Here is a 26,530-nt window from a genome sequence, read left to right as displayed (position 1 = left end):
GATATTTCCCATGACCAAGACCAATTCCGGCAATTTCTTCGAAGACTTTCGCATCGGCCAGGAAATCCGTCACGCCACCCCGCGGACGGCGACCCAAGGCGACATGGCGCTGTACACCGCGTTGTACGGTTCGCGCTTTGCCTTTAATTCATCGGTGGAATTCGCCCGGGGCTGTGGCATGCCGGGCCAGCCGTTGGATGATCTGGCCGCCTTTCACCTGGTGTTCGGCAAGACCGTCCCCGACGTATCATTGAACGCGGTGGCCAATCTCGGCTATGCCGCCGGGCGCTTTGGCGTGCCGCTTTATGCCGGCGACACCGTCACCACCGTCTCGACGGTGATCGGACTGAAGGAAAATTCCAACAAGCAAACCGGCGTCGTTTATGTCCGTTCCATCGGCACCAATCAGAAGGGTGAGATGGTGGTGGATTACGTGCGCTGGGTGATGGTGAAAAAGCGCGATGTCGCCGCCGCCGCTCCGGCCGAAGTGGTGCCGGATCTGCCGGGGGCGGTCGCCGCCGCCGATCTGGTCATCCCCGCCGGCCTGTCCGCCGCCGGCTATGACGACGTGCTGGCCGGTTCTCCCCATCGGTGGGACGATTATGCCATTGGTGAAAAGATCGACCATGTTGACGGCATGACCATCGAGGAAGCCGAGCACATGATGGCCACCCGGCTGTGGCAGAACACCGCCAAGGTTCATTTCAACCAGCACACCGAGGGTCAGGGCCGGTTCGGCCGCCGGCTGATCTATGGCGGCCACATCATTTCGCTGGCGCGCGCCTTGTCGTTCAACGGCCTGGGCAATGCCTTCAAGATCGCCGCCATCAATGGCGGCCGCCACGTCAATCCGACCTTTGCCGGCGACACCATCTATGCGTGGTCGGAAGTGCTGGAAAAGTTCGATCTTCCCGGCCGCTCCGACATTGGCGCCCTCCGCCTGCGTCTGGTCGCCTTGAAGAATCAGTCCGCCGCCGATTTCACCTTGAAGGCTGAAGACGGTAAGGGCTTTGCCGCGGCGGTGGTGTTGGATTTCGATTATACGGTGCTGATGCCCAAGCGCTGATGCCCCAAGCCAAGCGGCGGGTTCATGGCCATGAACCCGCCGCTTGCGCTGTCGGTCGGCGAAATCAACATGCCAAAACACCGCAATCGGGCGGGCCGCGTTTCATGGCCGCAGATATTCCCGCGCGTCCATATCCCATGACAACACATGGCTCATCACCAGCCGGCGGATGAAGCGCAGCAGGCGCGCTTCCAGTTTGGCGCCGCTCAAGCTGGGGGCGTTGACGGCGATAGCCTGTAATTCAGTCTGCATCTGACGGTGTTCACGGATATGGCCAGCCAAACTGGGGCAGTGGTGGCAGGCCATCAGCTCTTCTTCGTTGGCGAAATGGGTGTCGACGATCACTTTAAGCTTTTTCAACTCGGCTTCCAGGTCCAGATCATGGGCGGTGTGGACCCAGTCGAGGTAAAAGCGGTTGAGCGCGGTGACGATCTCGCGATGCTCGTTGTCGATGATCGGGTTGCCCACCGACAGCGTTTCATCCCAATGGATCAGCTCGTCAGGCGGCGGCGGCGGGACCGGGTGGTGGAGGTGGAGCAGGTCAAGCAAGGACATGGTGGCCTCCGCGACTTATGCCGCCCAAGGGTTATGACGAGAGCAAAAAGGAGCCACGTCGGGGCGGACTTCCGACGATTCGCGGCCATCGCGGCCGATAAATTCGCTCCAGCCGCAAGCCGGACACAGCAGCAAGGTTCCTGCTTCGGCCGGATGCCGGGTGACGGGGCCGCCGCAGGCATGGCAATGAGAGGTGTCTTCTTTCCGTTTGGCTTGGATGGCTGCGGCGACGCCCAAGCGAGCGGATATCTGCGCCTGTGACGTCCGAATGTCATTAATGGCGGACACCAGTTCCGAAACGCATTGCAGGGTCTTCTGGATTTCCATGTGAATGGCGCGCAGCTCTTGCCGCATATGCGTAACGTCGTCGCATATATTGGCGTTTATGCTGTCGTCGTTCCTGAGCGGTATCATGGTATCCTCCTCTGTCTTCTTATTTTTTATTTATGATACATGTTTATAGTTAACGATTGTGCATTATTATTTTAATTTCAAATTAGATGAAATTTTATGGATATGTGCGCAAGTCAACCTTTCCGGGCTTTTCGCCTCATATTTTTCTGTGACTGCGTGCCATTCATGGCGGTTATGCTGTACCTGCATGTGGGGGAGTGATCGGCTTACTACCCTGTTGGGCGGGGGCTGGGTAGCTGCCCCCGCCAAAAAGTGTGGCTCTCGGCGTTGACTCTGGTGTCCCTAAACGCTAAACACTTGGCCCACATTGCCGCATGTAGGGGGCGTTTTGCCCCGCAATCCAGAGTTTCGGGGGCCCAACCCATGAGCACGCGCAATCGGCCGCTTTCTCCGCATCTGGACATTTATCGCCTGCCGCTGCTGGCGATCATGTCCATCACTCACCGTATCACCGGCGTTGGCTTGGTGATTGGCCTGTTCGCCCTGACGTGGTGGCTGTGCGCTGCCGCCAATGGGCCGGAATATTTCAGCTTCGTTCAGGCTGTCTTTGGCTCGTTCCTGGGCAAGCTGTTCCTGTTCGGGTGGACGCTGGCTTTGTTCTTCCATCTCAGCCACGGCATCCGCCACCTGCTGTGGGATTCCGGCTGGGGTTTCGAAATTCCGCAGGCGTACCTGTCAGCCAAGGTGGCGCTGGTCGCCGCCGTCGCGCTGACCGTGATCGCCTGGATCATCGGTCTGGCCTAAGGGAGAACACTGACATGACCCTTCGTTCCCCCATCGGCCGCGCCCGCGGCCTTGGTTCCGCCAAATCCGGCATGGGCCATCACTGGTCGACCATCGTCACCGCTGTCGGGCTGGTTCCGCTGTCCTTGTGGTTCGTGGCCTCCATCGCCGGCCTTGCCGGCGCCGACCACGCCGCCTTCACCGCCTGGATCGCCAAGGCCCCCAATTCGGCCCTGTTGATTCTGACCGTCGCCTTGACCTGCTACCACGCGTCGCTGGGTCTGGCCATGGTCATCGAGGACTATGTCAGCTGCAAGGCGAAGAAGTTCGCCGCTCTTCTGGCGACCAAGCTGATTGCCGCCCTGCTGGCGATCAGCATGTCCGTTTCGATCCTCAAAGTCGCCATCGGAGGCTAACTGCAATGGCTGCGTACAAGATCATCGACCACACCTATGATGTCGTGGTCGTCGGCGCCGGCGGCGCCGGCCTGCGCGCCACCATGGGCATGGGTGCCGCCGGTCTGAAGACCGCTTGCATCACCAAGGTGTTCCCCACCCGCTCGCACACCGTGGCCGCCCAGGGCGGTATCGGCGCTTCTCTCGGCAACATGGCCGAGGATAACTGGAAGTGGCACATGTACGACACCGTCAAGGGGTCGGACTGGCTGGGCGACCAAGACGCCATCGAATACATGTGCCGCGAAGCGGTGCCGGCGGTGTACGAACTTGAACATTTCGGCGTGCCGTTCTCGCGCACGCCGGAAGGCAAGATCTACCAGCGCCCGTTCGGCGGCCACATGCGCAATTTCGGCGAGGCCCCGGTCCAGCGCGCTTGCGCCGCTGCCGACCGGACCGGTCACGCCATCTTGCACACGCTGTATTCCCAGTCGTTGAAGCATGGCTGCGAATTCTTCGTCGAATACTTCGCCCTTGACCTGATCATGGAAGACGGCGTCTGCCGCGGCGTCATGGCCTGGAACCTGGACGATGGGTCGCTGCATCGTTTCCGCGCCCACAAGGTGGTGCTGGCCTCGGGCGGTTACGGCCGCGCCTTCTTCAGCTGCACTTCGGCTCATACCTGCACCGGCGACGGTCATGGCATGGTCGCTCGCGCCGGTCTGCCGTTGCAGGACATGGAATTCGTGCAGTTCCATCCCACCGGCATCTACGGCTCGGGCTGTCTGATCACCGAAGGCGCCCGTGGCGAAGGTGGCTATGTCACCAATTCGGCCGGCGAGCGCTTCATGGAACGTTACGCCCCGACCGCCAAGGATCTGGCGTCCCGCGACGTCGTTTCCCGCGCCATGACCATGGAAATCCGCGAGGGCCGTGGTGTGGGCAAGGAAAACGACCACATCTATCTGCATCTGGAGCATCTGGGGGCCGAGACCCTGGAATTGCGTCTGCCGGGCATTTCCGAGACGGCGAAGATTTTCGCCGGCGTCGATGTGACCAAGGAGCCGATTCCGGTGCTGCCGACCGTGCATTACAACATGGGCGGTATTCCGACCAATGTGCATGGCGAAGTGCTGCGTCCGACCGCCGACAATCCCGACGCCACCGTCGAGGGCCTGATGGCCATCGGCGAGGCGGCCTGCGTGTCGGTGCATGGCGCCAACCGTCTGGGCACTAACTCGTTGCTGGACATCGTCGTCTTCGGTCGTGCCGCCGCGCTGCGGGCGGCCGAGACGCTGAAGGCCGGCACCACCCATAAGCCGCTGGCGCAAGATGCCGGCGACAATGCGGTGGCCCGCTTCGATCGTCTGCGCAACGCCAGCGGCTCGATGCATACCAGCGAAATCCGTCTGGCCATGCAAAAGACCATGCAGATGGACGCCGCCGTGTTCCGTACCTCGAAGTCGTTGGCCGAAGGCTGCGCCAAGATGGACCAGGTTGCGTCCACCTTGTCGCAGATCAAGATCAACGACCGTTCCACCGTGTGGAATTCGGATCTGGTCGAGGCTTTCGAGCTGGAAAACCTGATGGATTGCGCGTTGGCGACCATCGTGTCGGCGGAAGCCCGGCACGAATCGCGCGGCGCCCATGCCCACGAGGATTTCCCCAATCGCGACGACGTCAATTGGCAGAAGCACTCGCTGGCCTGGGTCGACAACGGCAAGGTGAAGCTGGACTATCGTCCGGTTCACACCTACACGCTGACCGACGAGGTCGAGTACATCAAGCCGCAGAAGCGCGTCTACTAAAGGCCGGTCAAGGAGAGCAAAGACATGGTCGAATTCGCCCTGCCCGCCAATTCCCGCGTGCAATCCGGCAAGACCCACAAGGCCCCTGCCGGCGCCAAGAACGTGAAAGCGTTCAAGATCTACCGCTATGATCCGGATTCGGGGTCAAACCCGCGCCTGGATACCTTCGAAATCGATCTGGACCATTGCGGTCCGATGGTTCTCGACGCCCTGTTGAAGATCAAGAACGAGATCGACTCGACGCTTACCTTCCGCCGCTCGTGCCGTGAAGGCATCTGCGGGTCGTGCGCCATGAACATCGACGGCACCAACACCTTGGCGTGTTTGAAGCCGATCGAGGACATCAAGGGCGAAGCCAAGATCTATCCGCTGCCGCATATGCCGGTGGTCAAGGATCTGATCCCTGATCTGACCGTGCCTTACGCGCAATTGGCGTCGATCAAGCCGTGGATGCAGACCCAAACGCCGCCGCCGCCGGATGGCGAACGGCTGCAATCGCCGGAAGAGCGTGAACAGCTTGACGGCATGTGGGAATGCATCTTGTGCTTCTGCTGCCAGACCAGCTGCCCCAGCTACTGGTGGAACGGTGATCGTTACCTCGGCCCGGCCGTGCTGTTGCAGGCCGCCCGTTGGATCCACGATTCCCGCGATGAAATGACCGGTGAACGCCTTGATGCGCTGGAAGATCCCTTCAAGCTGTATCGCTGCCACACCATCATGAACTGCACCAAGACCTGCCCGAAGGGATTGAACCCGGCCAAGGCCATCGGTTCGATCAAGACCAAGCTGTTGCAGCGCGGCGTCTGATCCGACGGCAAAGATAGGAAAACCCCGCCGGAGCAATCCGGCGGGGTTTTTTTATTGCTCGAAGTGTTGCCCCCAGCTTCCGGGCGGCAGGCTATAGCCGCCGCCAGCCGGATAAAGCGGAACCACCGGCGGCGGTTCCGCCAAGATCGGGGCGGCTTCCATGTCGGGCTTGCCTGCAATGTCGGCGGGGGTCAGGGGGCGATAGCTGGGGGGCGGGGCGGCAAATGCCGGCTGACCGCCCGTGCTGCCAGCAGCCAAAGGCGGCGCGGCTTGCGGGGCGAGCGGCCCGTTCGGCAAGGTGGCTGGCGGCGGGGCTATTTGCTGATCTTCCGGCAAGGCGATGCGCGGCTTTGGCTTCAATTTGCCGGTACGCTTTTGCCAGGCCAGGACGGCCTTTTCGTCACTGGGATTGATCAGAACGCCTTTGGCGTCGGTCATGTCCGGGTGATAGCAGGCGAAGGTGGATTGATGCGGGGCCGTGATCCGGCATTGATAGCGCCGGGTCTGAACAAAACGGCTGAAATAACCGTATTGGCCGCAAGCATCAGCGGCTTCGGCCTCAACCGCCGCCCAGGGGGCGCTGTCGGCATGGCAAACAATAGCCGTGCCGTTGGTGGTGACATTGTTGATCGGCTTGTCGACATTACTGTTGATTTCACGTTCGACGAACGGCGCTTCGGCGCATCCGGCCAAGGCGGTGGCGGCGATCAAGACAAAAGAGGCGACGCGCATGGCTGGCTCGCTTGGGTTCGGGACATTGCTCCCTTCTGTTTATCCCAGGGACGGCCAGGGGGAAAGAGGAGATCGGGCGTGGAGCCGGTTGTTCTGAATCGTTTGCAGGAGTAGGATTTCCGTTCTGGACGCGGGAAGGAGCAATAATATGTCCGACGGTAAGAAATTCCGTTTGGTCACGCGGAGTGATTTTGACGGCTTGGTCTGTGCCGTCTTGTTGAAGCAGCTCGATATCATCGACGACATCAAGTTCGTCCACCCCAAGGACATGCAGGACGGGGTGATCGATATCGGCGCCAACGACATCACCACTAATTTACCTTATGTGGACGGGGTGAACCTGGCGTTCGACCATCATCTGTCGGAAACCATTCGCGTCGGCAAAAAGGACAATCACATCATCGACGCCAAGGCGCCGTCCGCGGCCCGGGTTGTCTATGATTATTACGGCGGCGCCGTACGCTTCCCGGCGGCGTGGGACAAGATGATGGAAGAGGTGGATAAGGCCGACAGCGCCCAATACTCCCTCGACGACATCATCTCGCCCACGGGCTGGACGGTGCTGAATTACATCATGGATGCCCGTACCGGTCTGGGGCGCTTCCGTGATTTCCGTATCTCCAATTATCAGTTGATGATGGAACTGATTGATTATTGCCGCAATCACTCCATCGAGCAGATTCTGGCGCTGCCCGACGTCAAGGAACGCACCGAGCTTTATTTCGAGCACGAGGAAAAGGCCAAGGAGCAATTGCTGCGGTGCTCGAAGGTGCATAAGAATCTGGTGGTTCTCGACTTGCGCAACGAAGAGACCATCTACGCCTGTAACCGCTTCATGATTTATGCCCTGCATCCGCAGTGCAATATCTCCATCCACGTTTTGTGGGGGCTGAAGCAGCAAAACACCGTGTTTGCCATCGGCCGTTCCATCGTCAACCGTTCGGCCAAGACCAATGTGGGCGAGCTGTGCCTGTCCTATGGCGGCGGCGGCCATGAAAAGGCCGGTACTTGCCAGGTCGGCAACGATACCGCGCCGACGGTGCAGGAAGCCTTGATCGCCAAGATCAACGCCGACGGCTGATTTTCGCGGATCGCGGTAAAGAAGAGCGCGGGGTCCCACCCGCGCTCTTTTCCTTTGCCCCCCGTTAGGGTAGGGTGCTGCGCCATGACCGATGGACCTCTCTTCGAATATCGTGCCCGCTTGCGCGCCGGCACTGTCCGCTCCGACCCGGCGCAGGAACTGGCGGTGGAAAAGCTGCAAAGCCTGTCCAAGGCCATTCGCGGCTATCGTCCCAGTGCCGGAGAAAAGGGCTGGCTGGCCCGTTTCGGCTTGGGCGGCAAGCCGCCGCCTTTGCCCGGGCTGCAATGGCATCCCGGCGATTGCGAGGATGGAGTCCCCAAGCAGGGCTTGTATATCTTTGGCGAGGTCGGGCGGGGCAAATCCATGCTGATGGATTTGTTCTATGAATACACCAATGCGCCGGGCAAGCGCCGGGTGCATTTCCACGAATTCATGCGCGACATCCATGCGTCGATCCATGCCTGGCGCAAGGCCGGGGCAAAGGGCGATGATCCGATCCCGGCGCTGGTGCGGCAACTGGCCGATAATGCCTGGCTGCTGTGCCTGGATGAATTGCAGATCACCGATATTGCCGATGCCATGATCGTCGGCCGGCTGTTCCAACATCTGTTGGACAATGGCGTGGTGGTGGTGCTGACGTCGAACCGGCCGCCGCAGGATCTGTACAAGGATGGCCTGCAGCGTGAACGCTTCCTGCCGTTCATTGATCTGCTGGCCAAGCGTCTGGATTTGTTGGAACTGAATTCCGAACGTGATTACCGCCTGGGGCGCAAGCGTGGCCTCCAGGTCTATCACGCCCCCTTGGGCGCGGCGGCGGAAGCGGAGTTGGACAAGGCCTTCGCCCGTCTGACCGAGGGCGCGGCGGCGCGGCCCGATCAGATCATGGTCAACGGCCGCGTGCTGGATATCCCCAAGGCGGCGATGGGCGTGGCCCGCTTTTCCTTCAAGGAATTATGCGGTCGCCCGTTGGGGGCGTCGGATTATCTTGAGCTGGCCAGCCAGTATCACACCTTGGTGCTGTCGGGGGTGCCGCTGCTGTCGCCCGACAACAAGGACGAAGCCCGCCGCTTCGTCACCTTGGTCGATGCCCTGTACGAGCACAAGGTGACCCTGGTCTGTTCCGCCGCCGCTCCGCCGGAAAGTTTATACCCCACCGGCATCGGCGCTTTCGAATTCCAGCGCACGGTGTCGCGGTTGATGGAAATGCAAGCCGAGGATTACGTGATTCGGCAGCACCTGGTCTAACCCGGATCAGGGCTTGCGAGACGCAGAAGGACTTCGCCCGGTTGATGGCGGGGGCGGCTGGTCAGCCACGACGTCCAGCCCAGGCGCGGCAGGCGGGACGGCGTTTTCGCCCATAACCGTGAAACCGGGACTTGTTTCGCCCCCAGGGTTAGTTTGACGTCAACGGCGACGCTGTCTCCCAGGGCGTATTCCAGCACGGTGGACAGGGCGCGGTGATCGGGGGCGCCGGGCAGCAGGCGCCGCATTTGCGGCAAGGTCATTGGTCCTAGTTCCACCCGGATGGCGGCGCTTTGGTCCCAAACCTTGGTGCCGATCACCGTTTCCGAGCCAAGGGCGGTGTTGCGGCCAAGCTGACCCAGTACGGTGGTCTGGTGTTCGTCCAAGGACAGCCAACGACCGACGAAAGGAATAACCGCGACCGGCACGTTCAAGGCATAGGCCAGGGTCTGTTCGATGGCATGGGCGCTGACCGGGCGTTGGTTAAGCAAGCCGACGCAGGCCAGCAAGGTTTGGTCCTGGCCATTCAGGCGGTGCCGACGGTGGCGACATTGGGAATGTCGCAAGCCCGGCGTCGATAATCCCAACAAGGCCCATAGCAGGCGGGCGAAGTCGGTGTCCTCGGGGCGGCCGGGTTGCAGGGGCGGGCGGTGAATTCGCTTGGCCCGGATGAACAACGACATCAGCCGATGATTGAAGACATCGAGAAAGTCACGAATGCCGGTATCGCCGCGCCGTTGCCGTTCCAGCCCCAGTTCGGACAAGGGCGGCGGCAATGGACCAAAGGCGCCGCCAAGGCTGAGAAAGGCGGAGAGCAGCGAAGGCGGTTCGCCGTCTTTGCCCTCGGTCCAACTGACGATATCGCTGGCGGGAAAGGATTGCGACAGGCTGCCGCGCAGGCGGATGGCCTCGCGCCGGGGATCAAAGCCGGTGCCGACCGGCACAGCCGTGGGTATGGCCTGCTCGGCCAGCCGCACCGCTTGCAACAGGGCAAAGCGGTGCGGCTCGTTGCGCAGCTGTTCGGTCAGAGAATGGTTGCTTCGCCGGATTGGGCGGGCCATCTGATCCAGGTTCCTTCGTGCCGGCGCGACGCCACCACCAATTGGGTGAACATGTTGACGCCGCAATAAAGCCCAAGAAAGCGCGATAGAACGGCGGTGAAAAGGTAAAGTCCCGGTCCGAGAACGCGATCATCGACGGTCAAGGTCACCTCGGTGCCGCGACAAAAGCCGCGCCAAGCATCCTCGCCCATACGGCGAATGATCCGCCGCGTCGACAGCGCTTCCATGGAATCGATCACCTGCTGGCCGCGTGGGCCGCGCAATCCACCGTAAAGGTGCAAAATCTCTTTCAAGGCGGCCAGGCTTTCATGGCCGCCGGCCAAGGACAAATGGTTGAGCGATAGGTGCGAGACCAGCTGCCACAAGGTTTCGCCATCCTCGGGCGGGGCCAATTGCTGGGTCGGCCTGGTCTGGCAGACGATGGAAGCCACCGGGGCGCCGAATTCCATGGATAAAGGCGATCCCACCGGCAATTGCTCGGCGGCGCCGCGATTGGTGCACAGGGTATGGGCGAACAGCACCGCACTTTCCGGCACGGCCGGCTGCAAGCCTAAATCCTTGAATGACAAGACGATATCGGTGCCGGGAAGATCGGGGCGGCCGGTGGGCTGCCGCCGGGCCATCCAATAGCAATCGCGCGCCCCCGCCGATGGCGGATGCGAGACGGAAAAGAACGGCAATATGGCGCGGTCGGCGCTATTGGCGGCGGCGGTGTCCGACACTTTGACAATGGTGTGGATTTCGGTGGCCCGCTCCCAGCGGATATCGGGGTTTAGCCGGTATTCGGTCTGGGTGTGATCCAGCCGGATCGGTTCGCTGGTGCGAAGGAACAGATTGACCATGGGGGTACAGCCCAGACACAAGGTGTCTTGGTCCAAAATCAGCCCGGCCGGCGGTCGCGAGGTCAGCAGGAACAGCAAATCGACGCTGGTTCCCGGTCCCATGGGCGGCAGGCCGGCGACGTCGAGGAATTGGTACTTTTCCGGAAACAGGAAATATTCCTGCAACAGACGATACGCTTGATGGGCGGTGTTTGGATGCGGCAATACCGCCTCGTCGGCGCCAAAGCCCACCGGTTCGATGCGGATGGAACCGCCGGCGGTGTTTTCCGCCCCGTCGGGCAGGGCGGCAATGGCGCAGACCCGGTGACACAGCACCTCGTACAAGGCCTCGGCGGTGGCATGGTCGGCGTCGATGAAAAAGCGCAGCCGATCGGGGGTCATCTCGGCGAAATTGCGGGTGCCTTGACATTGCAGTCGGACGCGCAAGATGGCGGCGGCCTTGGTGTCTTCGGCCAGCGCCGCCACCGCCGGGATGGCGAAGGGGGGAAGGACCTCGACCGCGCCGACGGTGATCGGCCACAAGGTCACCGGATAGCAACTGAGGAAGCGGCAGGTCAGGCCATCCTCGGCCGTGGCGAAAAGCTGAGTGCGCGCGGGCACCGATATGCCCATGACCGCGCGCGAATGTTCGGCATCGGTGATGAAGCGGGCAATGGCCATGGAGGGCACGGGGGCGGTCAGATGGGGGTATAATGTCCCCAGCACCGCCGCCGGGATCAGCGGAAAGTCCGCTTCGATTTCCCGCTGGATGCGCCCGGTCAGAAAGGCAAAGGATTCGATCAGGCGCTGGACCTGCGGATCGGCGGAGCCTTCGCGGCTTAATTCCAGGCGGCGGGCCAATTTGGGGTGAATGCGGGCAAATTCGCCGCCGGCCGTGCGCAGATAGGCCAGTTCGTTCACATAGGCGCGAAACAGCGGATCGGGATCTTCAGCGCTCATCGCCGGCCCCAAGCGGAATGGCGAAGGAAACCGGCTCCAGCAGGCCGTCGATGACCAAATGGGCGGCAATATCGGCAATCAGCGCATTGCCCTGGGTCGCCACGGGCCGCAGCGAAACCAGTGGATCTTGCAGCCGCGGCTCGAAGACGACGATGGCGGCTTGAATCTGTGCCGCCAGCACCAGGCAGCCTTGGGGGTCGGCCGGGCTGATGATGGCCCCGTCGGGGATGCCGTAATCAAGGGTGCCGCGTTGCCGCTTTTCCAATGCTCGCGGGGGGACGGACAAACGGGTCGACAGCAACCGCTCCAACTCGGTGGCGATCGAACGCATCAAGCCATTCCGGTCATGTAAAATGAACGGCTTGCCTTCCCGTTGTCCCGGTTCCCCATCGATAAGGCGTTCGAACAGCAAGGCCCGTCCGCCTTCGATGGGCTGTAGCCCCGCCACTCTGACCTACTCGACCTTTTGCAGGGCCAGATCGTGCGATGCCGCCTTGTTGCCGTCATTGCCGGCGCCGGCGACCTTTTGCTGGGTATAGGTGTATTTGACCTTGCTATAGGACAGCGTGATGGTTTCCGACGCCATGTCGCCGGTGCCGCCGCCGAACGAGATGTTGGAGATAAGGACGTTGGTCATCTCCACCTTCAGGTATTCGATCAGCGAATCGCCATCCGAGCGATAGGCGGTGAAGGTGGCCGTGGCGATGGTCTTGCCGTTCCAGCACGACTTCATCAGCGGAACGCTGGCCACGTCCACATATTTGGTGAAGGAAAAGTCGGCATGGTTGGCCTGTTCCACCGTGCCGCCGCCGGCGGAAGAGCGGGTGGCCGATGTCGGCTGGTTGAAGGAATGGCTCCAGGACAGAACCTGGATATCCTTGGTATGGCCATCGACTTGCGACTCGCCGTCGATGCCGTCGATCTTGATGAAAAAATTCTGGGCCATTGGCCAAAAGCTCCCTGGTTAGAACAATTCCGGCGCCGGAATTGCAAAACACCCCAATCGCAAAACCTCCGAACGGCGCTTCGTCCCCAGCGGGAACGAAGCGCCCCGGATCACGCCGCCGGCGGCGGCAGTTCGGCGACCAGACGGATGGATGCGGTCAGTTCTTCCAATTGGAAGTGCGGACGCAGGAACACCACCGCATTGTAGCAACCGGGCTTGCCGGGAATGTCCGACACGTCCACCCGGCCTTCGCGCAGCGGATATTGGGCCTTGATGCTTTGGCCGGCATCGTCTTGGCCCAGCACATACATGCTCATCCAGGTGTTCAGATAGGTGGCGACATTGTCGCGGGTCATGAAGCTGCCGATCTTGTCGCGCATGATCACCTTGATGTAATGGGCGAAGCGCGACGCATTCAAAATATAGGGCAGCATGGCCGACAGCCGCGAATTGGCGTTGGCCTGGGGCGTGTTGTACAGCTTGGGCTTGTTGCAGGTGGCGCCGCCGAAGAACGCCGCGTAATCGGTGTTCTTGCAATGCACCAGCGAAATGAAGCCCAAATCCGACAATTCCTTTTCCCGACGGTCGGTGATGGACACCTCGGTCGGGCATTTCAGGGCGATGTCGCCATCGGGACTGCGGAAGGTGTGGGCCGGCAGCCCCTCGACCTTGCCGCCGCCTTCGACGCCGCGGATGGCCGCCGTCCAGCCGAAGCAGGAAAAGGCGTAGCCGATGCGCTGGGCCATGATGTAGGCGGCGTTCCCCCACAGATAACGATTGTGATCCAAGCCGTCGCATTCTTCGACGTAATGGAAACCTTCCACCGGCACGGTGTCGGGGCCATAGGGCAGACGCATCAACGCCCGCGGCAGGGCCAGCGCCACATAGCGGCTGTCCTCGCTGGCGCGGAACGACCGCCATTTGATCAGTTCGACGCTTTCGAAGATCTTGGCCAGATCGCGCGGCAGTCCCAGTTCGGTGAAGCTGTCCATGTCGAACAGCCCCGGATTGGGGGCGGTGATGAACGGGGCATGGGCGGCGGCGGCGACGTTGGAAATCTTTTCCAGCAAGGCCATGTCCTGGGGATGGCGACCGAATTCATATTCGCCCACCAACAAGCTGTAGGGGGTGCCGCCGAAGGTGCCGTATTCTTCTTCGTAGACCTTTTTGAACAAGGCGCTTTGGTCGAATTCGACCGCCTTTTCCAGGTCCTTGAGCAGATCCTGCTTGGAGACGTTGAGCAGGCGGATCTTCAACATGGTGTTGGTTTCGGTGTTGAACACCAGATAGGACAGACCGCGCCACGACGCTTCCAGCTTCTGGAACTCGGGGTGGTGCAGGATTTCGTTGACCTGGGCGGTCAGCAGCTCGTCGATATGGGCGATATGATCGGTGATCAGCGCGATGATATCGTTGGGGACGGTGCCGCCGGTCTGGGCCAGGACGTCGTTGACGTATTCCGCCAGCAATTCACGGGCGTACAGGCGTTGCGATTCTTCGCGTGCCATTTTGCCATCGACAAAAATCTGGTCCAGCAGGCTGGGGGTCTCGGTGGTGGTGGTCTCGTCGGCCATCGTGTCCTCGTTTCCTCGGAATGGGCTGCAAGGGAGAAGTCGGCGCGCCGCGCCGGCCCTTGATTATTCGGCGGCAGCCTCTTCGGCGGCGGGGGCCAGCAGTTTCTTCAGTTCTTCCTGCTTGGCCGGGTCTTCCGCCACCTGCTTGAGCAGGCCTTCCAGCATGTCGTTGCCATCCAGCTTGGTCAGCAGATCGCGCAGACGTTCGCGGGCTTCGAACAGGCGGCGCAGCGGCTCGACCTGTTTGAGCACCTCGACCGGGCCGAAATCGTCCATGTGGCTGAAGCTTAGGGCGGCCGACAATTGTTCGTCGTTGTCGGGAGCCAGGCGGTTGGGAACGCGCACCACCAGCTCGGGTTTGATCGAGGCCAGAACCTCGTTGAAATTGTCGCGGTCGATCTCGACGAATTTGCGATCCTTGACCGCCGGTAACGCCTCGGTCGGTTTGCCGGAAAGGTCGGCCAGCACCCCGATGATGAAAGGCAGTTCCTTGCGTTCGATCGCGCCGCCGGTTTCCACGTCATAGGTAATCTTGACGCGGGGCGGACGATTTCGCAGTAACCACTTTTGTGAGCTTTCCGCCATCACACTCTCCCATCAGGTGCAGAATCATTAGAAAGTTACGCAACTCTGACTCTATATAAAACCAGAGTCAAACTCTTTACGGTCGCTTTAACGCTGGTTTACTCACGAGATAATATAAGTTCAAGAATTGCGGACAGCTCATTGCGACCGCTGGCCATTTCCATCAAAACCTCGTGCAGGGGCATGTGACTCCAGCCCAGGACCCGGCGCAGCACATAGGGGGCCGGACTATGCGGTTCGGTTCGCATCAGGTAATCGGCGATTTCGGCCAATCGGCGATAGGCGTCATCGCGACTGCCGATGGGACCGCTGGCAAAGCCGTCACGGGAGGAAAGGGGCGAGGGCGCGGCTGCGGCCATCTCGGAATCTCCGGCGAATGCCGCTTGGGGCGGCTCGGGGGCGGGGGAAAAGGCGGCAGGCGGCAGCGTGGCCCCCAACCAGGCGGAAATGTCGATCAGCAGAGTCTTGATCCCCATCAGCGAGGGGGCGTCGCGACCACAGGCGTCGTCAAGGAAGCCATCCAGGCTTTCCACCGCATCCAGGCCCGCTTGCACGTCGTCGCGCAATCTTTCCAGGATCTGGCGCGGGGTGGCGGCGGCGCTGTCTTGAAAGACGGTGGTGGTGGCTTGGTTGGGGCTGCTCCCGCGTGTCTGATACAGCCGGGCGGTTTCGTAATCTCCCCAACTCAGGCGCACCGGTTCGGCGAAGCCCGATTGGGTGATCGGCTTGGTGCGCAAGGCCGGCGGTAGGCGGCTGTTGAGCAAGGCAATGGTGTTGGCGCGGGCCGAGAGGTCGCCATCGTCGTCGATGACGGGATGGATGGCGGGCCAAAATTCCCGGCACAACGCCTCGATCACGGCAAAAGCGGGGGCGATGCCGGCGAAGCCGTCACGCTGAACCAGGGCCTCGGCCAGCCAGGCGGCAATGCGCAGATCCTTGGAACGGGTGCTGAGGACGCTTTGGCACAGACTGACCACCATGTCCCAATCGGCGATCTTGCGGTCATGCACCCACACCCCCTGATCCAGGGAATCGTCCTGGCGGCGGGCTTCTTCTATGGCGGCCAGAGGGTTGTCGGGCTCGCTGCGCAAATCGGGGCCAACGCCGCCAGCCCCGCCCAGCGGCGCCAGGATCGTCGTCAAGGTCAGGTCGGTGTGTTTGTGCGGACGGCGATCGCCGCTTTCAACCCTGGTCATCGTCGGTCTTTCTTTCCGCCCCGGACCAGGCGCGCAAGCTGCTGGGAATCATGCGTTCCAACAACGCTTTGACGGCGTTGCTCAGGCGTTGGCTCAAGGCCCGGTGCTCGCTTTGCAAGGTGGCGACCATGCTGCGTTCCAAGCGGGCCAAGCTTTGGCGATGGCCTTCGTTCAGGGCCAAAACCGTATCCAGGCGTTGTTGCAAGACGACGATTTGTTGGGCCATTTCTTCCATACGGGTCACGGATGTGGGAAAGCCGAGATCATCGCCGCCGCCGCCGCTGCCCGCCAGGGCGGCGGCCGGCATGGCGCGGGCGCGGGCCGAGGTGCTGGGCGTCGGCCGGCGCGGGATCGGCAGTACCGGCGCCGGGGTCAGGGGGATGCGCGCTTCCTCGCCATCCAGCAGATGGCAGACCGAGGCATAACTCATGTCCAGGCTGGCGGCGATGCGGCGGTAGCTCCAGCCATCCTTGCGCAAGCGCCGGGCCCGGCGGGCGCGCTCATCGTCACTCCAGCCGCCGGCCGCGCTCACCTTGCTGTGGCCGTTGGCGACGCCGACATTAATAGTCACATAGCCGTTGACACCCCGTGCCATTTCATCTTCCCAACCGGCTTGACGTAAAACCTATCGTATCTCAGATCGCCACGCTTAACCATCAATGCGAGTCTATATTTCTCAGCGAACAATCTTAAGCGGTTGCGTGTCTTCCAGCCGGGGCGCGGCCACCGGGAAGGGGGAAAGCTGCACGGTTTGCTTCTCGTCGGGCTTCCCCGCTTTGTGCAGCACCCCGGTCAGGCCCAGACGCAGATACAAGGTGGCGTTCGGCGCCGAGGTGGCGCCCGGAGCGGCATCGGGGTTGCGTTGCAAATCCAGGGTCAGAGCCAGGGTCTGTGGCCGCCGGTCGGCCAGTTCGTGCAAGCGGCCGGGTTCGGGGCTGAGTTCTTGAATAAGCGATAGCAAGGCCCACGGGTCGTGGGCTTCCCAGGTGGCCATGGTGCCATCGACGCGATAGCGGCCCAAGGGGTCGGGGGCGGGGATGGAGGGGGCGTTGCGGGCGAAGCGGACGAACAGGCGGGCAGGCTGGCCGATGGACCACACCGCCATCCGTTTGGCCTCTCGCGATGAGACCCACTGGTCGCCGCCAAATTCCACCCCCCATTCGATGATTTGATTGCCGCCGACGTCTTGGGCCGGATTGGTGCGAAATTCGGCCTCGACCTCGTAGATCAAGGGCTGTTCCAGCGTCGGGTCGACCAGCATGGGGGCCAGGATCTTGCGGGCGGCGGCAAGCTCGGCGGCGAAGGCGGCGGCCGGGCGGCCGGCCGCCGCCTGCAAGATGGCTCCGGCCGGCAGCGGGTTTTGTTCCAGTGACCAAAAGAACTGGCGCACCGCCAATGGGTCGGCGCGCGGCACCGCCGGCTTGGCCTCGCGCGCGAAGGGGAAGCGGCCGGCCAGGGTTTCGTTGAAATGCGTCTGCACCTGGGCGTAGCTGTCGCGCACCCGGTTGGTGCCCAAGGCCTCGCACCGCTGGGCCAGATTCCGTTTCAACTGATCCAGATGCATGGCGAACATATCGCCGCCAGGGGTGGGCGGGCCGTTGGCGACGTTGGCGCAATTGGAGGGGCTGATCTGATCCATGTCGACCAGCAGGAATTGCTCCAGCCGGCGCAATGACGAATCGCGGTCCTTTTGTTCATAGCGCTGCAACGAGCGGGTAATGCTTTGCCATCTGGCGACACTCTCGCTGCGTCCGCCTTCACCCGGGATCGTCGCCAAAATCTTCAGCAAGGGGGCGACGTATTCGTGAATAAGCTTGCTCAACGAATCGCGGTTGGCTTCGACCAACAAGGACAATTCCGGCAGGCTGGGGACCCGGAAGGCCCGCGCCGCCACCGGCATGCTGCCGTCCCACCAATCGAATTCGGGCGGCGGCGCGGTCAGGAGCAGGCCGGTGGACAGGCCGTCGACATCCGAGAGCAAACGCAGGGTTTGGGTGTGGACGGTGCCGCGTAATTGGCTGCTGGCATAATCCATTTTGGCCAAGCGCAGTTGATCGGCGATCCCGGCCAAGGTTTGGCTGATGCCGATCAGGCCGCGCAATTCGGCTTCCATGTCATAGGCGCCCGACATCACCCGTTCCGCCGGTTGCGCCGCCGCCGACAAGGCGGTCAGCGTCCGTTGGCTGGCTTGATCGAACGCGGCCATTTCCACGGTGAAGGACAGTTCCGGCGGGAAGTTCAGGGCCTCGGTGGCGGCAAAGGCCAGATAATCATCGACCATCTGATGGGTTTTTTTCAGCCATTGCGCGTTCCACACAATGGGGCGTTGCCCCGAACGCAATTCGGGCTGAGAGGGCAGCGCTTCGCTCATGAACGGCCGGGCCAGCAGGGCGTCGAGTTGCGTCCTCAGGCTTTGCAGCGCTTGGGACAGCACCGCCTTGGTGCCGTTCAACTGCATCTGTTCGATCCGTTGGGCGTTGAGGCGGCGGAACAAGGCCTGACGGGCGCTGACGATTTGGTTCTCACCGGTCTTTCTGATCTGGCCAAGATCGTCGTCCGACACCAATCCCAAGCCGTCGAGTTGGGCGAGCATGGTGTCGAAGGCCGGGCCGATATCGTGGCCCTCGCCGTTGATCCAGCCGTAATCGCGCGAATCCAGGTCGTTGCTGATGCCGGCCAGCAGCGTTTGCAATTGCGTCAGCCGATCCATGGCGTCCATGGGATTATGGGGCTGATTGCTGCCGCTCAACTTGGCGATCTGCTCGAAACGCTGTTGCAGCCGCCCATCGTTGAAGCGATTGCGGAAAGCGGTGGTGAAATGGGTCTTGAGCGAACGGCCGATCAGTTCCGGCGCCTGTTCCAGCGGCGGCACCGCCGAAAAGCCCATGGCGCGCTGGTAAAGCTCGGCGTTTTCGTGGAAGTCGGGGGGCAGTTCGATGGCCAGGGCATAGCGGCTGACCAAGGCCAAGGCGGCGGCGCTGCGCAGCGTCGGCAAATCCTGATAGACGCGGTAAATGCGGTCGAACTCGGCCAGTTCGCGGACCATGCGTTCCAATTGTTTCATGATCACGTCGTCGCTGGCCCCATCCAGGGCCGGCATCGACACGATGTTGCGCAGCCGATTGCCCAGTCGCGTACGAATTTCATCGACGATGATGGCGTTGTAGCCAACGGCGATGGCGCCTTCGAGCTGACTGTCCGGGCTTTGCAGATAGGAAGCCGGGGCCAGCGGCGTCGCCAGGGTACTGACTTCCAATCGGGTCAGTTCCTGCAACAGGCGGATGGCGGCCCCTTGGGCAACGTCGGCGTTTTGCCGGCCTTCGGCTTGAACCCGGCTGGTCAGGTCGGAATTGATGGTGGCCAGCAGGTGGCGCAGGTTTTCCGCCCGAAACGGCGCGTCATAGGACAACCAGGTCAATCCCAACGCCTCGGCGACCAGGGTCAGGGCCAAGACGGCCTGGGTAATGCGTAGCTTCTTGGTGCGGGCGGTCAGAATGCCGCGCACCGGCTGAACCAATTGATACTCGCGGAAGGCCTTGCCCTCGAACAGGCCGCTGACGAAGGCCCAATTGGTCGTTTCGCCGGGTCTTTTGCCGGTCAGGTAAAGACCACGGAACAAAAAGGCCTCGTGATAGGCCGAGGGCTGGAACATGGCGGCCATCAGCGGTTTCAACCGCATGGTCAGCCGCCGGATTTCGGTTGGCAGCAACAACAGGCCGTCGGCATCGGTCACCGATGTTCCGGCCATCAATAATTGAATGGAGGTGTCCGACAGGCCGGCGGCGATGGTTTCCGTCGCCAATTCCGCCCATTCCGCCTGATAGGCGGTTTCCATGGCGAAGGGCATGGCCCAGCCCAGGGCGTCGGACAAGGTTTCCTCGGACAGGGCCGAGACCAGGGCGGCGAAGCCTTGCAGGCGGTCGCAGCCGCTGATGACCACCGTCACCGGAACCCGCAATCCGGTGATGCTTTGAACCGAGGCGATCATGGCGCTGAGGCGGGCGCCGAGATCGGCCAGGGTGTCGAAGGCGATGGCCTCGGGCCCGCTCAGCATGGTGGCGGGCAGGGCCAGGACCACCCCGTCCACCGGGCGATGCGGGCGGGCGGCGGTCATCAGACGGATCAATCGCCGCCAGCGGCGCAGCCCGCCATTATTTTCCAACAGATCGTCGCCAGCATGGAAGACCGCGCCCTGGCGGCAGAAATGCACGGAACCGGCGCTGGGAATGGTGCTGCCGCTGAGGTCGGAATGGGGGGCGATGGCCTGGATCATTCCCCGGCTATCGGCCCCGGTGGCGCCGACGGCGACAATCCATGGCACGGAATACGGATTGCCGCCGCTGTCGCTGAGGCGGGACAGGGTTTGCAGCGATCGCCGCACGTCGCGGCGCATATACGTGGTTTCCCAACGGTCGGCATCGTCTTCGGGGACGGCGGCGTCGGTGGCGGCGGGCGCGGCGGCGGCGGGTTTCTTGCGCAACAGCCACCACAGCACGGCGATGGTCGCGGACATCAGCAATGCGACGACGGCCAGCACCAGCCAAGGCAGCCAGTTTTGCGGTTCCGCCGCCAAGGTCGCCGCCGCGGTCATGGCGCCCCCCCGTCGCTGACCGAAAGGCCAAGCATGCGGACCTTTTTCGCCAAATCCAATGTCTGCTGCGAGGCGTTGTTCCAGATTATGGTGGAAACAGCCAATGTCAGGCCGAAGGCCGCGGCCATGGCCAGCACCCACGGCGTCACCCGCGGCAGGCGTTGCATGGGCTTGGCGTCAAGGACCGGGGCCAGTGCCGCCGGTAATGGCGATGGCCAGTCGATGGCCGAGGGCGGCGGCTGGTTATAGGCGTGTTCGAACAGATGGCGGCGCATGGCGTCGATGGCGCCGTTATCGGCAATATCGCGATAACGGCCGCGAAAGCCCAAAGACAGGGCCAGCATGATCGTCGCGGCCAGATCGGCCCGGCCGGTCAGGGTGCCGTCGATGATGGACTGGCCGAGGTCAAAGATTTCCTCGCCGGCCACCTGCGAGCCGTAGAGCGATTGTTCAAGCAGCGAGCCCATCCATTGCTCGCGGCCGGGCCAATCCACCTGATGCAGCATGGCTTCATCGGCCAAAGCGGTCATCACATAGCCCATGTCGGGACGGCCGTCGGTGGCCGGTGGCGGCGTGCCGCCGGGGCAGATGGCCACGCGCAGGCGCAAGAACACGTCCACCGGGGTGATGCCGTTATAGACGATCTGGGGGGTGACGCCGACTTGATCGGATTCGATCAGGATCATGGAATCAGCCACGCGCTTGGCCTCGACCAATTCCATGTGAAAGGCGAGAAAGCGGTCGATGGCGGCCTTGGCCATGGGAACGGGGCGCGGCGCGCTCATTATTTCGGCTTCGGCGCGGGGGCCGCTTCGCTGGCGGCGGCGGGTTTCGGCGGCTTGGGCGCCGGCGGCTTTTCCACCGCGGTATCGGCGGTGAACAACAAGATTTCCTGCGGTTCGCTGCTGTCGGCGGGGCCGATGAGTTCCAGAATCTGATCGGCCAGGACAAAGGCGGGGTCCACCGTCACCCGGAACAACACCATGCCGGCCGGCGGCAACAATTTCAGCTCGTCGGCGGTTTCGATGCGTTGCCGAGGGGCGCCACGGACGCGGCGGCTGCCGATGGTCTTCATCATCGAGCGCGAGCCGATCAGGGCCTTGCGCAGCCATTCCGTCGTTTCCGCCGGGGATGCCCCCGGCGCCGCCCGCACGCCGACCACCAAGGTGCCGGGGGCCAACATCTCGGGGCTGACCAAAAGCGAGTAAGCGTTGTCGCCGCTCCGCTTGAACCGAAGGGTGCGATAGCTTTCGCGGATCCGTTCCATCATGCGCAGCAGGAACTGAACGATGGTGACGAAGGCGGGCAGGCAATCGTTGTGATGATAAGGCGGGGGGGATGGCGGCACCGGCTGCCCGCCCATCCATGACAAGCTGCCCATCATGTCGCACAAGGCCAGATAGATCAGAAACGGATGAATCCGTTCGGCTTGCAGCAATCCCTCCATGCGCGGCAGAATCGCCACCATGGCCCGCAACGCGTCGAGCTGGGCGCCGCCGGGAAGGTCGGCCGAGGCTCCTGGCGTCGCCTGCAGGCGGTCGGCGATGCCCGAGGCCTTTTCGCGCAGCCGCTGCACCACCGTGCCGATCAACACCGCTAGATCGCTGGTGGCGGGGAAATCGGTGCGCGGCGGCGCGAACGGTTCAAGCGAGAAGGCGTCATCGCGAAAACCGACGCGGGCGATGGGCATGGAAACGAAACGGCGCGGCGGCGGCGTCAACGGCGAGTCGGTCAAGGCCAAGCTAAGCGCCGGGCGCAGACGCGGCACCGGGATTTCGTTGTCGCGGGAATTGGTGTCGGCGACGGCGCGGCCTTCGACCGAACGCCAGCGGCGGGTTTCGCCCGGCTCGGGGCGGGCGTTTTCCAGCGGAATGCTGAGGTGCACCGCCATGGTCGCCTGAACCAGATCGTTCTTGGCGGTGGTCAGGTCCAGTTCCAGCAACGGCTCGTCGTCGCGCGGGTGCAAGATGGCAAGGCCATCGGGCATCACCGCCTCCAGCGCCAACAGCCGCAACTTGCCCTGCGCCAATTGCCCGCGATCGATGACCAATTGCCGGACCCCCCACGGAAACAATCCGGCATGGCCAACGGCATAGCCCAACATGGCTTCATTGCGCAGCCATGCTTGCTGAAAATGCTGGGGCGCCAGCAACATGCCTTCATGCCATTGGACCGCTTCGGGGATTTCGCTCAACTCGGCCATGTGGCTATTCCGCTTTCTTTTTCAGGCCATCGACGATGAAATCGCTGGCTTGCAGGGTGATCCGCGCCTGCGATCCCTCGCCCGATAGACGGATGCGATGTTCCCCGGGCGAGCCGTAAGCGGCGAAGACAAAGCCATCCAGCACCTCGCGGCGGATCCGCTGGGACACGGTTTGGCCAGGGATCAACTCCCACGACAGCACGACCAGGCCATCCGGGTTGTCGCGCAGAATCTGTGTCTTGCGGCGGAACCATTCCGCCGCCGGCAATTTGCTCAGGGCCTCGCCGGCGCCGACCTTGGTCACCAGAACCACATCGACGGCAATGGCGCTGTTGGCGTTGGCGTCGGTGGCGGCGTTGATGGCGACATCGTCCAGACTAAGGCTTTGCGCCGCGCAGCCGCCCAGCGCGGCCAGCATGGCGGCGGTCAGCAGCAAACGCCGAAGAGGCCGGGGCCGGCGGGACGGCGGGGAGGGCGGCGGATGGGGATGCATTACGCCACCTGAACGGTCGTTTGTCCGGGCACGCTGACCTGGATAACCCCGGCCCAGTTGCACATCAGCTTGCAGCTGTTGCTCAGGGCCGGCATGCCGCCGATCAGGACGGTGGGGGAACCGGGAGCCCACGGCGCCGCGGTCGCCGGAATGCATGGCATGGGGGTCAGCACCCCCAGCGCCGCCGCCGTCGCCGCCGCGACGGTGGGATTGGCCGGGCTGGTGCACATGGCGAAGGGCAGGATGTTGACCATGGGGGCGTTATCCATGATGTTGGCGGCGACGGGGCCGCCGGCAAAGGTTTTGTTCGCCGGCAACACGCTGAGCGTGCTGGGCGCCGTTCCGAAGCTGCACATCAGCGTTGCCCCCATGCAGACTTGCACTGCCATGCCCCATCGACCCTTCAGTTTCCATCTAAAGTGGCTGATCAAAACATTATAGCCTCAGCCGACTGTCCGCAATGATTTAGGGTGATGGTTCTTCTTGCTGCAAGTCCTGATAGCTGTCTGTTGATTTTATCGGCAATAGCGCGGGCAATGGGATGGGGGATAAAATCTCTTTATGAGGCAATCAAAAACGATATTATCCATCAGTTGGAGATTTTTGCCTTTCTTGGGAATCGTCTCATGAGCACCCGTCATCAGCCGCCGCCAACCCGTTTCGGTCAGTCGAGCGCCGCGCAACCAAAGGGCGGCCACAAGCTCATTGTCGGCGCTTACCTGCATCAAGGACCGCAGGCGGCCGGCTTGCCGCCGGCCCTGGCCGGTCATGCCTTTGTTGGCATCGAAAGCCCCGACGGCCGGCGAGAAACCTTTGGCTTTTCCCCGCAAGAACGCTTTGACGGCAAGCGCGATGCCCGCAGCTTGTCCGCCGGAGTTCAGGGCAAGGTGCACGGCGATGCCGCCGCGTTTGCCAAGCCCGGTGTCCGCGTCTCGGTTATTCCCATTTCCGAAACCCAGGCGCGGGCGGCTTTGGCCAAGGTCGATCAGTACAAATCCGGGGGCCAGGAATTCAGCGCGACGCGGCGCCAATGCACCACCTTCGCCACTGACGTGGCCAAGGCGGCCGGGGTTTCGGTCTCAGCCACCGCCAGCGGGCAGCCGCGGCGGTTTTACGAAATGCTCAACCAACCCAACGGGGTGATGCAGGGGCGTTTTCAAGGCAGCTTGCAGGCCAAGGGCGATGCTTTCGCCTTGCCCGCTTCGTTCAATCTGCCATCGGGGCCGGGGCAGACCTTGCCCGATGCGGTGCGCGGCAAGATGGAGAGCTTTTTCGGGACCGATTTTTCCGGTGTCCGCATCCATGTGGGGCCAGAGGCTCCGGCCATCGGCGCCCTGGCCTTCACCGTTGGCGACACCATCGTTTTCGCTCCGGGTCAGTACGACCCGGCCAGCCCGCGCGGCCAGCAAATTCTGGGGCATGAACTCGCCCATGTGGTGCAGCAACGGGCGGGCCGCGTGCGCAATCCTTTCGGATCGGGATTGGCGGTGGTGCAGGACCGGGCGCTGGAAGCGGAAGCGGATCGTCTGGGGATGCGGGCCGCCTTGGGCTGAAGGCTCGGGATATGCCCCCGAGGGGGCTGGATGATTCGGCAAGGACTGGTTTCATGGGTAATCATCACGCACCGCCGCCGACACGGTACGGCGCCCCCGCCGGCGCCGGAGGAGGGATGAGCCGTCAAGGCGCGCCCAATCGCGTCATGCCCAATGGTGTCATGCAGGGACGGTTTCTTGGAAGTCTTCAGGCCAAGGGCAACGCCTTTGCCTTGCCGCCCTCGTTTACCTTGCCGTCAGGGCCGGGGCAAAAACTGCCCGAGGATGTTTGCGGCAAGATGGAAAGCTTTTTCCGCGCCGACTTTTCCGCCGTACGCGTCCATGTCGGCCCCGAGGCGTCGGCCATCGGCGCTCAGGCCTTTACCGTCGGCGACGCCATTGTCTTCGCCCCCGGCCAGTACGACCCCAAGACGACGCGGGGCCAACAGATTTTGGGGCATGAACTGGCCCATGTGGTGCAACAGCGTTCCGGTCGGGTCCGCAATCCGTTCGGCGGCGGTCTGGCCGTGGTTCAGGACCCGGCCTTGGAAGCCGAGGCTGACCGCCTGGGCCAGCGGGCGGTGCTGTCGGTGCAGATGACGGCGGCGCCGGGGGCGCCCCCTTGGGCCGGGCCACGGGGGGGCGCGGCTCTTCAGCCTTACAAGGTGCTCGGCCACGAAAAATTGTATAGTTGGGAGCCGGAAAAGCGACCTTGGGGCGGTTATCCCTATGCCATCGTGCCGCCGGGAACGATGGCGGCGCAGCATCGCAAACGTCCGACCCAAAGCGAGGCGATGTTTCTGGGGCGTCAGGACAAGACCACGGCCCATGTGGTTTATCGCGGCGCCGGCGACGTGTCGCTGCGGGTTTCCGATGATAACAGCATGGCCATCGAGGACAGCGATTTGGGGCGGCGTCAGCCCAAGACCTTCTTTGCCACCGATGCGGTGATCACCGCCAGCAACAATAGCTTGACCCAGGTCGGAAGTCCGGTGCGTCTGGTTCGCACCGGCGATACGGTCACCATTTTGACCGGCTGGTGGAGCCAGACCACCTTGCACGGTGTGCGTCCCAGCTTCAATAACGCCACTCCGAACGCTCTGCCGCAGAATTGCAACGAGATCGCCTCGACCATCACCGGCATCGCCAATGTCGATAATGCGGGCGAAAATTTGATGGAGGCCCGGTTTCGCGACCTGATGGGGCTGAACCGTGGCGATGATTACAGCGCCAGGGCGCAAGATTACGTCACCCGGCATGGGAATGCCGGCAATCGCAACAATCGGGCGCTGTCGCAGCGGCACCTGAACCAGTTCGCCAATCCGGGGGTGGGCGACACCTATATGATCCATACTGTCGGCCAAACGGAAAAAGACCAATTGCTCAACGAGCAGGCCGATTTGATGGGCATTGCGCTGAACGCCCAGACCCGCCAGCGTTTGGCCCAGATCGAACAGCGGCTGATCGTGTTGGCCCAGGCGCCGACGCGGGTTCACGATTTTGAAAGCAACACCGATCGTCAACTGAGCTGGTCGTATCATTTTGCCGCCGTCGTCGCCCGCAGCGGCGGCGATTGCGTCAGTCTGGAAAATTACGCCCGTGGCGACATGCGTGGCGCCGGGTCGGATCCTCGCTGGTATTTTCAGATGTACAGCCAGACCAAAACCGGCCAGACCTTCCACGAGTTCCACAAGGGCAAGGGCGATTACGCCAACCCGATCACCGTCGCCGTTTCCCGGTAAGCG

25 protein-coding genes are annotated in these 26,530 nt (G+C 62.5%); 9 read left to right on the top strand and 16 right to left on the bottom strand.

The genetic code is table 11. The annotated features are described in order from the left end of the window. The first annotated feature begins 10 nt into the window (after positions 1-10). Complete coding sequence (locus tag KEC16_RS09855; RefSeq protein ID WP_211548352.1) at positions 11-1,066, top strand: MaoC family dehydratase; 1,056 nt, start codon at positions 11-13, stop codon at positions 1,064-1,066. Positions 1,067-1,168: 102 nt separating this feature from the next. Here the strand turns inward: KEC16_RS09855 and KEC16_RS09850 are convergent, their stop codons facing one another. Beyond that, entirely contained in the window at positions 1,169-1,621 is a 453-nt protein-coding gene (locus KEC16_RS09850) for a bacteriohemerythrin (protein WP_211548349.1), read from the bottom strand. 15 nt (positions 1,622-1,636) lie between these two features. Further along, on the bottom strand, positions 1,637-2,035 hold the full coding sequence (locus KEC16_RS09845; protein ID WP_211548347.1) for a hypothetical protein: 399 nt from the start codon (positions 2,033-2,035) through the stop codon (positions 1,637-1,639). Between the two features lie 363 nt (positions 2,036-2,398). Between KEC16_RS09845 and sdhC the strand changes: the two genes are divergently transcribed. The 4 genes from sdhC to KEC16_RS09825 are packed head-to-tail and all read left to right on the top strand — an operon-like array spanning position 2,399 to position 5,768. Next, positions 2,399-2,779 carry a succinate dehydrogenase, cytochrome b556 subunit gene (gene sdhC / locus KEC16_RS09840; RefSeq protein ID WP_211548345.1) on the top strand — a complete coding sequence of 127 codons (381 nt, stop codon included), beginning with the start codon at positions 2,399-2,401 and terminating at the stop codon, positions 2,777-2,779. Between the two features lie 14 nt (positions 2,780-2,793). Then, positions 2,794-3,174 carry a succinate dehydrogenase, hydrophobic membrane anchor protein gene (sdhD, locus tag KEC16_RS09835; protein ID WP_211548343.1) on the top strand — a complete coding sequence of 127 codons (381 nt, stop codon included), beginning with the start codon at positions 2,794-2,796 and terminating at the stop codon, positions 3,172-3,174. 5 nt (positions 3,175-3,179) lie between these two features. Further along, positions 3,180-4,961, top strand: a complete 1,782-nt coding sequence (sdhA, locus tag KEC16_RS09830) for a succinate dehydrogenase flavoprotein subunit (RefSeq protein WP_211548341.1) — start codon at positions 3,180-3,182, stop codon at positions 4,959-4,961. Positions 4,962-4,985: 24 nt separating this feature from the next. Continuing rightward, positions 4,986-5,768 carry a succinate dehydrogenase iron-sulfur subunit gene (locus KEC16_RS09825; RefSeq protein ID WP_211548339.1) on the top strand — a complete coding sequence of 261 codons (783 nt, stop codon included), beginning with the start codon at positions 4,986-4,988 and terminating at the stop codon, positions 5,766-5,768. Between the two features lie 51 nt (positions 5,769-5,819). Here KEC16_RS09825 and KEC16_RS09820 read toward each other — a convergent pair whose 3' ends face one another. Then, on the bottom strand, positions 5,820-6,500 hold the full coding sequence (locus KEC16_RS09820) for a hypothetical protein (RefSeq protein WP_211548337.1): 681 nt from the start codon (positions 6,498-6,500) through the stop codon (positions 5,820-5,822). A gap of 148 nt (positions 6,501-6,648) precedes the next feature. Here KEC16_RS09820 and KEC16_RS09815 point away from each other — a divergent pair, with 148 nt between their 5' ends. Next, on the top strand, positions 6,649-7,581 hold the full coding sequence (locus tag KEC16_RS09815) for a DHH family phosphoesterase (RefSeq protein ID WP_211548335.1): 933 nt from the start codon (positions 6,649-6,651) through the stop codon (positions 7,579-7,581). Positions 7,582-7,665: 84 nt separating this feature from the next. After that, positions 7,666-8,826 carry a cell division protein ZapE gene (gene zapE, locus KEC16_RS09810; protein WP_211548333.1) on the top strand — a complete coding sequence of 387 codons (1,161 nt, stop codon included), beginning with the start codon at positions 7,666-7,668 and terminating at the stop codon, positions 8,824-8,826. Here the strand turns inward: zapE and tssG are convergent. From tssG to KEC16_RS09745, 13 genes are all read right to left on the bottom strand, one after another. Next, positions 8,823-9,884 (bottom strand): type VI secretion system baseplate subunit TssG, encoded by a 1,062-nt coding sequence (gene tssG / locus KEC16_RS09805; RefSeq protein WP_211548331.1) that lies wholly within the window; start codon positions 9,882-9,884, stop codon positions 8,823-8,825. The genes zapE and tssG overlap by 4 nt on opposite strands. Further along, the gene (tssF, locus tag KEC16_RS09800; protein ID WP_211548329.1) at positions 9,848-11,665 is read right to left on the bottom strand and encodes a type VI secretion system baseplate subunit TssF; all 1,818 of its coding nucleotides are present in this window, start codon (positions 11,663-11,665) and stop codon (positions 9,848-9,850) included. Before tssF ends, tssG begins: the two co-directional genes overlap by 37 nt. Then, the gene (gene tssE / locus KEC16_RS09795) at positions 11,655-12,113 is read right to left on the bottom strand and encodes a type VI secretion system baseplate subunit TssE (RefSeq protein WP_211548327.1); all 459 of its coding nucleotides are present in this window, start codon (positions 12,111-12,113) and stop codon (positions 11,655-11,657) included. The genes tssF and tssE overlap by 11 nt, the downstream gene beginning before the upstream one ends. Before the next feature lie 6 nt (positions 12,114-12,119). Continuing rightward, positions 12,120-12,611 carry an Hcp family type VI secretion system effector gene (locus KEC16_RS09790; RefSeq protein WP_211548325.1) on the bottom strand — a complete coding sequence of 164 codons (492 nt, stop codon included), beginning with the start codon at positions 12,609-12,611 and terminating at the stop codon, positions 12,120-12,122. A 110-nt stretch (positions 12,612-12,721) separates the two neighbouring features. Then, positions 12,722-14,185: a type VI secretion system contractile sheath large subunit gene (gene tssC / locus KEC16_RS09785; protein WP_211548323.1), complete on the bottom strand. Its 1,464-nt coding sequence runs from the start codon at positions 14,183-14,185 to the stop codon at positions 12,722-12,724. A 63-nt stretch (positions 14,186-14,248) separates the two neighbouring features. Continuing rightward, positions 14,249-14,770, bottom strand: a complete 522-nt coding sequence (gene tssB, locus KEC16_RS09780; protein WP_211548320.1) for a type VI secretion system contractile sheath small subunit — start codon at positions 14,768-14,770, stop codon at positions 14,249-14,251. A gap of 98 nt (positions 14,771-14,868) precedes the next feature. After that, positions 14,869-15,966, bottom strand: coding sequence for a type VI secretion system protein TssA (gene tssA / locus KEC16_RS09775; RefSeq protein WP_211548318.1), 1,098 nt, complete (start codon positions 15,964-15,966; stop codon positions 14,869-14,871). Continuing rightward, a complete protein-coding gene (locus KEC16_RS09770; RefSeq protein WP_211548316.1) occupies positions 15,953-16,561 on the bottom strand; it encodes a hypothetical protein in 609 nt (202 codons plus the stop codon). Before KEC16_RS09770 ends, tssA begins: the two co-directional genes overlap by 14 nt. An 81-nt stretch (positions 16,562-16,642) precedes the next feature. Beyond that, positions 16,643-20,557: a type VI secretion system protein gene (locus KEC16_RS09765; protein WP_211548314.1), complete on the bottom strand. Its 3,915-nt coding sequence runs from the start codon at positions 20,555-20,557 to the stop codon at positions 16,643-16,645. Next, entirely contained in the window at positions 20,554-21,342 is a 789-nt protein-coding gene (locus tag KEC16_RS09760) for a DotU family type IV/VI secretion system protein (protein WP_211548312.1), read from the bottom strand. The genes KEC16_RS09765 and KEC16_RS09760 overlap by 4 nt, the downstream gene beginning before the upstream one ends. After that, positions 21,342-22,760 carry a type VI secretion system baseplate subunit TssK gene (gene tssK / locus KEC16_RS09755; RefSeq protein WP_211548311.1) on the bottom strand — a complete coding sequence of 473 codons (1,419 nt, stop codon included), beginning with the start codon at positions 22,758-22,760 and terminating at the stop codon, positions 21,342-21,344. The genes KEC16_RS09760 and tssK overlap by 1 nt, the downstream gene beginning before the upstream one ends. 4 nt (positions 22,761-22,764) lie before the next feature. After that, positions 22,765-23,253, bottom strand: coding sequence for a hypothetical protein (locus tag KEC16_RS09750; RefSeq protein WP_211548309.1), 489 nt, complete (start codon positions 23,251-23,253; stop codon positions 22,765-22,767). Then, entirely contained in the window at positions 23,253-23,642 is a 390-nt protein-coding gene (locus KEC16_RS09745; RefSeq protein WP_211548307.1) for a DUF4280 domain-containing protein, read from the bottom strand. The genes KEC16_RS09750 and KEC16_RS09745 overlap by 1 nt, the downstream gene beginning before the upstream one ends. Before the next feature lie 237 nt (positions 23,643-23,879). On the opposite strand from KEC16_RS09745, the gene KEC16_RS09740 reads away from it, so the two are divergent. Next, positions 23,880-24,806, top strand: a complete 927-nt coding sequence (locus KEC16_RS09740; RefSeq protein WP_211548305.1) for a DUF4157 domain-containing protein — start codon at positions 23,880-23,882, stop codon at positions 24,804-24,806. A 53-nt stretch (positions 24,807-24,859) separates the two neighbouring features. Continuing rightward, positions 24,860-26,527, top strand: coding sequence for a DUF4157 domain-containing protein (locus tag KEC16_RS09735; RefSeq protein ID WP_211548303.1), 1,668 nt, complete (start codon positions 24,860-24,862; stop codon positions 26,525-26,527). Positions 26,528-26,530 lie beyond the last annotated feature (3 nt).

It is taken from the genome of Magnetospirillum sulfuroxidans (genome assembly GCF_018224925.1).
In the GTDB taxonomy this organism is placed as follows: Bacteria; Pseudomonadota; Alphaproteobacteria; order Rhodospirillales; family Magnetospirillaceae; genus Magnetospirillum; species Magnetospirillum sulfuroxidans.
This window is presented reverse-complemented; position numbering and strand designations above follow the sequence as displayed.

Excerpts from the sequence above, each read along its gene's own strand:
- KEC16_RS09850 (WP_211548349.1), bottom strand. The coding sequence starts at position 1,621 with ATGTCCTTGCTTGACCTGCTCCACCTCCACCACCCGGTCCCGCCGCCG.
- KEC16_RS09740 (WP_211548305.1), top strand. The coding sequence starts at position 23,880 with ATGAGCACCCGTCATCAGCCGCCGCCAACCCGTTTCGGTCAGTCGAGC.
- KEC16_RS09820 (WP_211548337.1), bottom strand. The coding sequence starts at position 6,500 with ATGCGCGTCGCCTCTTTTGTCTTGATCGCCGCCACCGCCTTGGCCGGA.
- KEC16_RS09815 (WP_211548335.1), top strand. The coding sequence starts at position 6,649 with ATGTCCGACGGTAAGAAATTCCGTTTGGTCACGCGGAGTGATTTTGAC.
- sdhD (WP_211548343.1), top strand. The coding sequence starts at position 2,794 with ATGACCCTTCGTTCCCCCATCGGCCGCGCCCGCGGCCTTGGTTCCGCC.
- tssA (WP_211548318.1), bottom strand. The coding sequence starts at position 15,966 with ATGACCAGGGTTGAAAGCGGCGATCGCCGTCCGCACAAACACACCGAC.
- tssC (WP_211548323.1), bottom strand. The coding sequence starts at position 14,185 with ATGGCCGACGAGACCACCACCACCGAGACCCCCAGCCTGCTGGACCAG.
- tssF (WP_211548329.1), bottom strand. The coding sequence starts at position 11,665 with ATGAGCGCTGAAGATCCCGATCCGCTGTTTCGCGCCTATGTGAACGAA.
- KEC16_RS09750 (WP_211548309.1), bottom strand. The coding sequence starts at position 23,253 with ATGCATCCCCATCCGCCGCCCTCCCCGCCGTCCCGCCGGCCCCGGCCT.
- tssG (WP_211548331.1), bottom strand. The coding sequence starts at position 9,884 with ATGGCCCGCCCAATCCGGCGAAGCAACCATTCTCTGACCGAACAGCTG.
- KEC16_RS09790 (WP_211548325.1), bottom strand. The coding sequence starts at position 12,611 with ATGGCCCAGAATTTTTTCATCAAGATCGACGGCATCGACGGCGAGTCG.
- sdhC (WP_211548345.1), top strand. The coding sequence starts at position 2,399 with ATGAGCACGCGCAATCGGCCGCTTTCTCCGCATCTGGACATTTATCGC.
- KEC16_RS09825 (WP_211548339.1), top strand. The coding sequence starts at position 4,986 with ATGGTCGAATTCGCCCTGCCCGCCAATTCCCGCGTGCAATCCGGCAAG.
- sdhA (WP_211548341.1), top strand. The coding sequence starts at position 3,180 with ATGGCTGCGTACAAGATCATCGACCACACCTATGATGTCGTGGTCGTC.
- KEC16_RS09855 (WP_211548352.1), top strand. The coding sequence starts at position 11 with ATGACCAAGACCAATTCCGGCAATTTCTTCGAAGACTTTCGCATCGGC.
- tssK (WP_211548311.1), bottom strand. The coding sequence starts at position 22,760 with ATGGCCGAGTTGAGCGAAATCCCCGAAGCGGTCCAATGGCATGAAGGC.
- KEC16_RS09745 (WP_211548307.1), bottom strand. The coding sequence starts at position 23,642 with ATGGCAGTGCAAGTCTGCATGGGGGCAACGCTGATGTGCAGCTTCGGA.
- KEC16_RS09735 (WP_211548303.1), top strand. The coding sequence starts at position 24,860 with ATGGGTAATCATCACGCACCGCCGCCGACACGGTACGGCGCCCCCGCC.
- KEC16_RS09770 (WP_211548316.1), bottom strand. The coding sequence starts at position 16,561 with ATGGCACGGGGTGTCAACGGCTATGTGACTATTAATGTCGGCGTCGCC.
- KEC16_RS09765 (WP_211548314.1), bottom strand. The coding sequence starts at position 20,557 with ATGACCGCGGCGGCGACCTTGGCGGCGGAACCGCAAAACTGGCTGCCT.
- tssB (WP_211548320.1), bottom strand. The coding sequence starts at position 14,770 with ATGGCGGAAAGCTCACAAAAGTGGTTACTGCGAAATCGTCCGCCCCGC.
- zapE (WP_211548333.1), top strand. The coding sequence starts at position 7,666 with ATGACCGATGGACCTCTCTTCGAATATCGTGCCCGCTTGCGCGCCGGC.
- KEC16_RS09760 (WP_211548312.1), bottom strand. The coding sequence starts at position 21,342 with ATGAGCGCGCCGCGCCCCGTTCCCATGGCCAAGGCCGCCATCGACCGC.
- KEC16_RS09845 (WP_211548347.1), bottom strand. The coding sequence starts at position 2,035 with ATGATACCGCTCAGGAACGACGACAGCATAAACGCCAATATATGCGAC.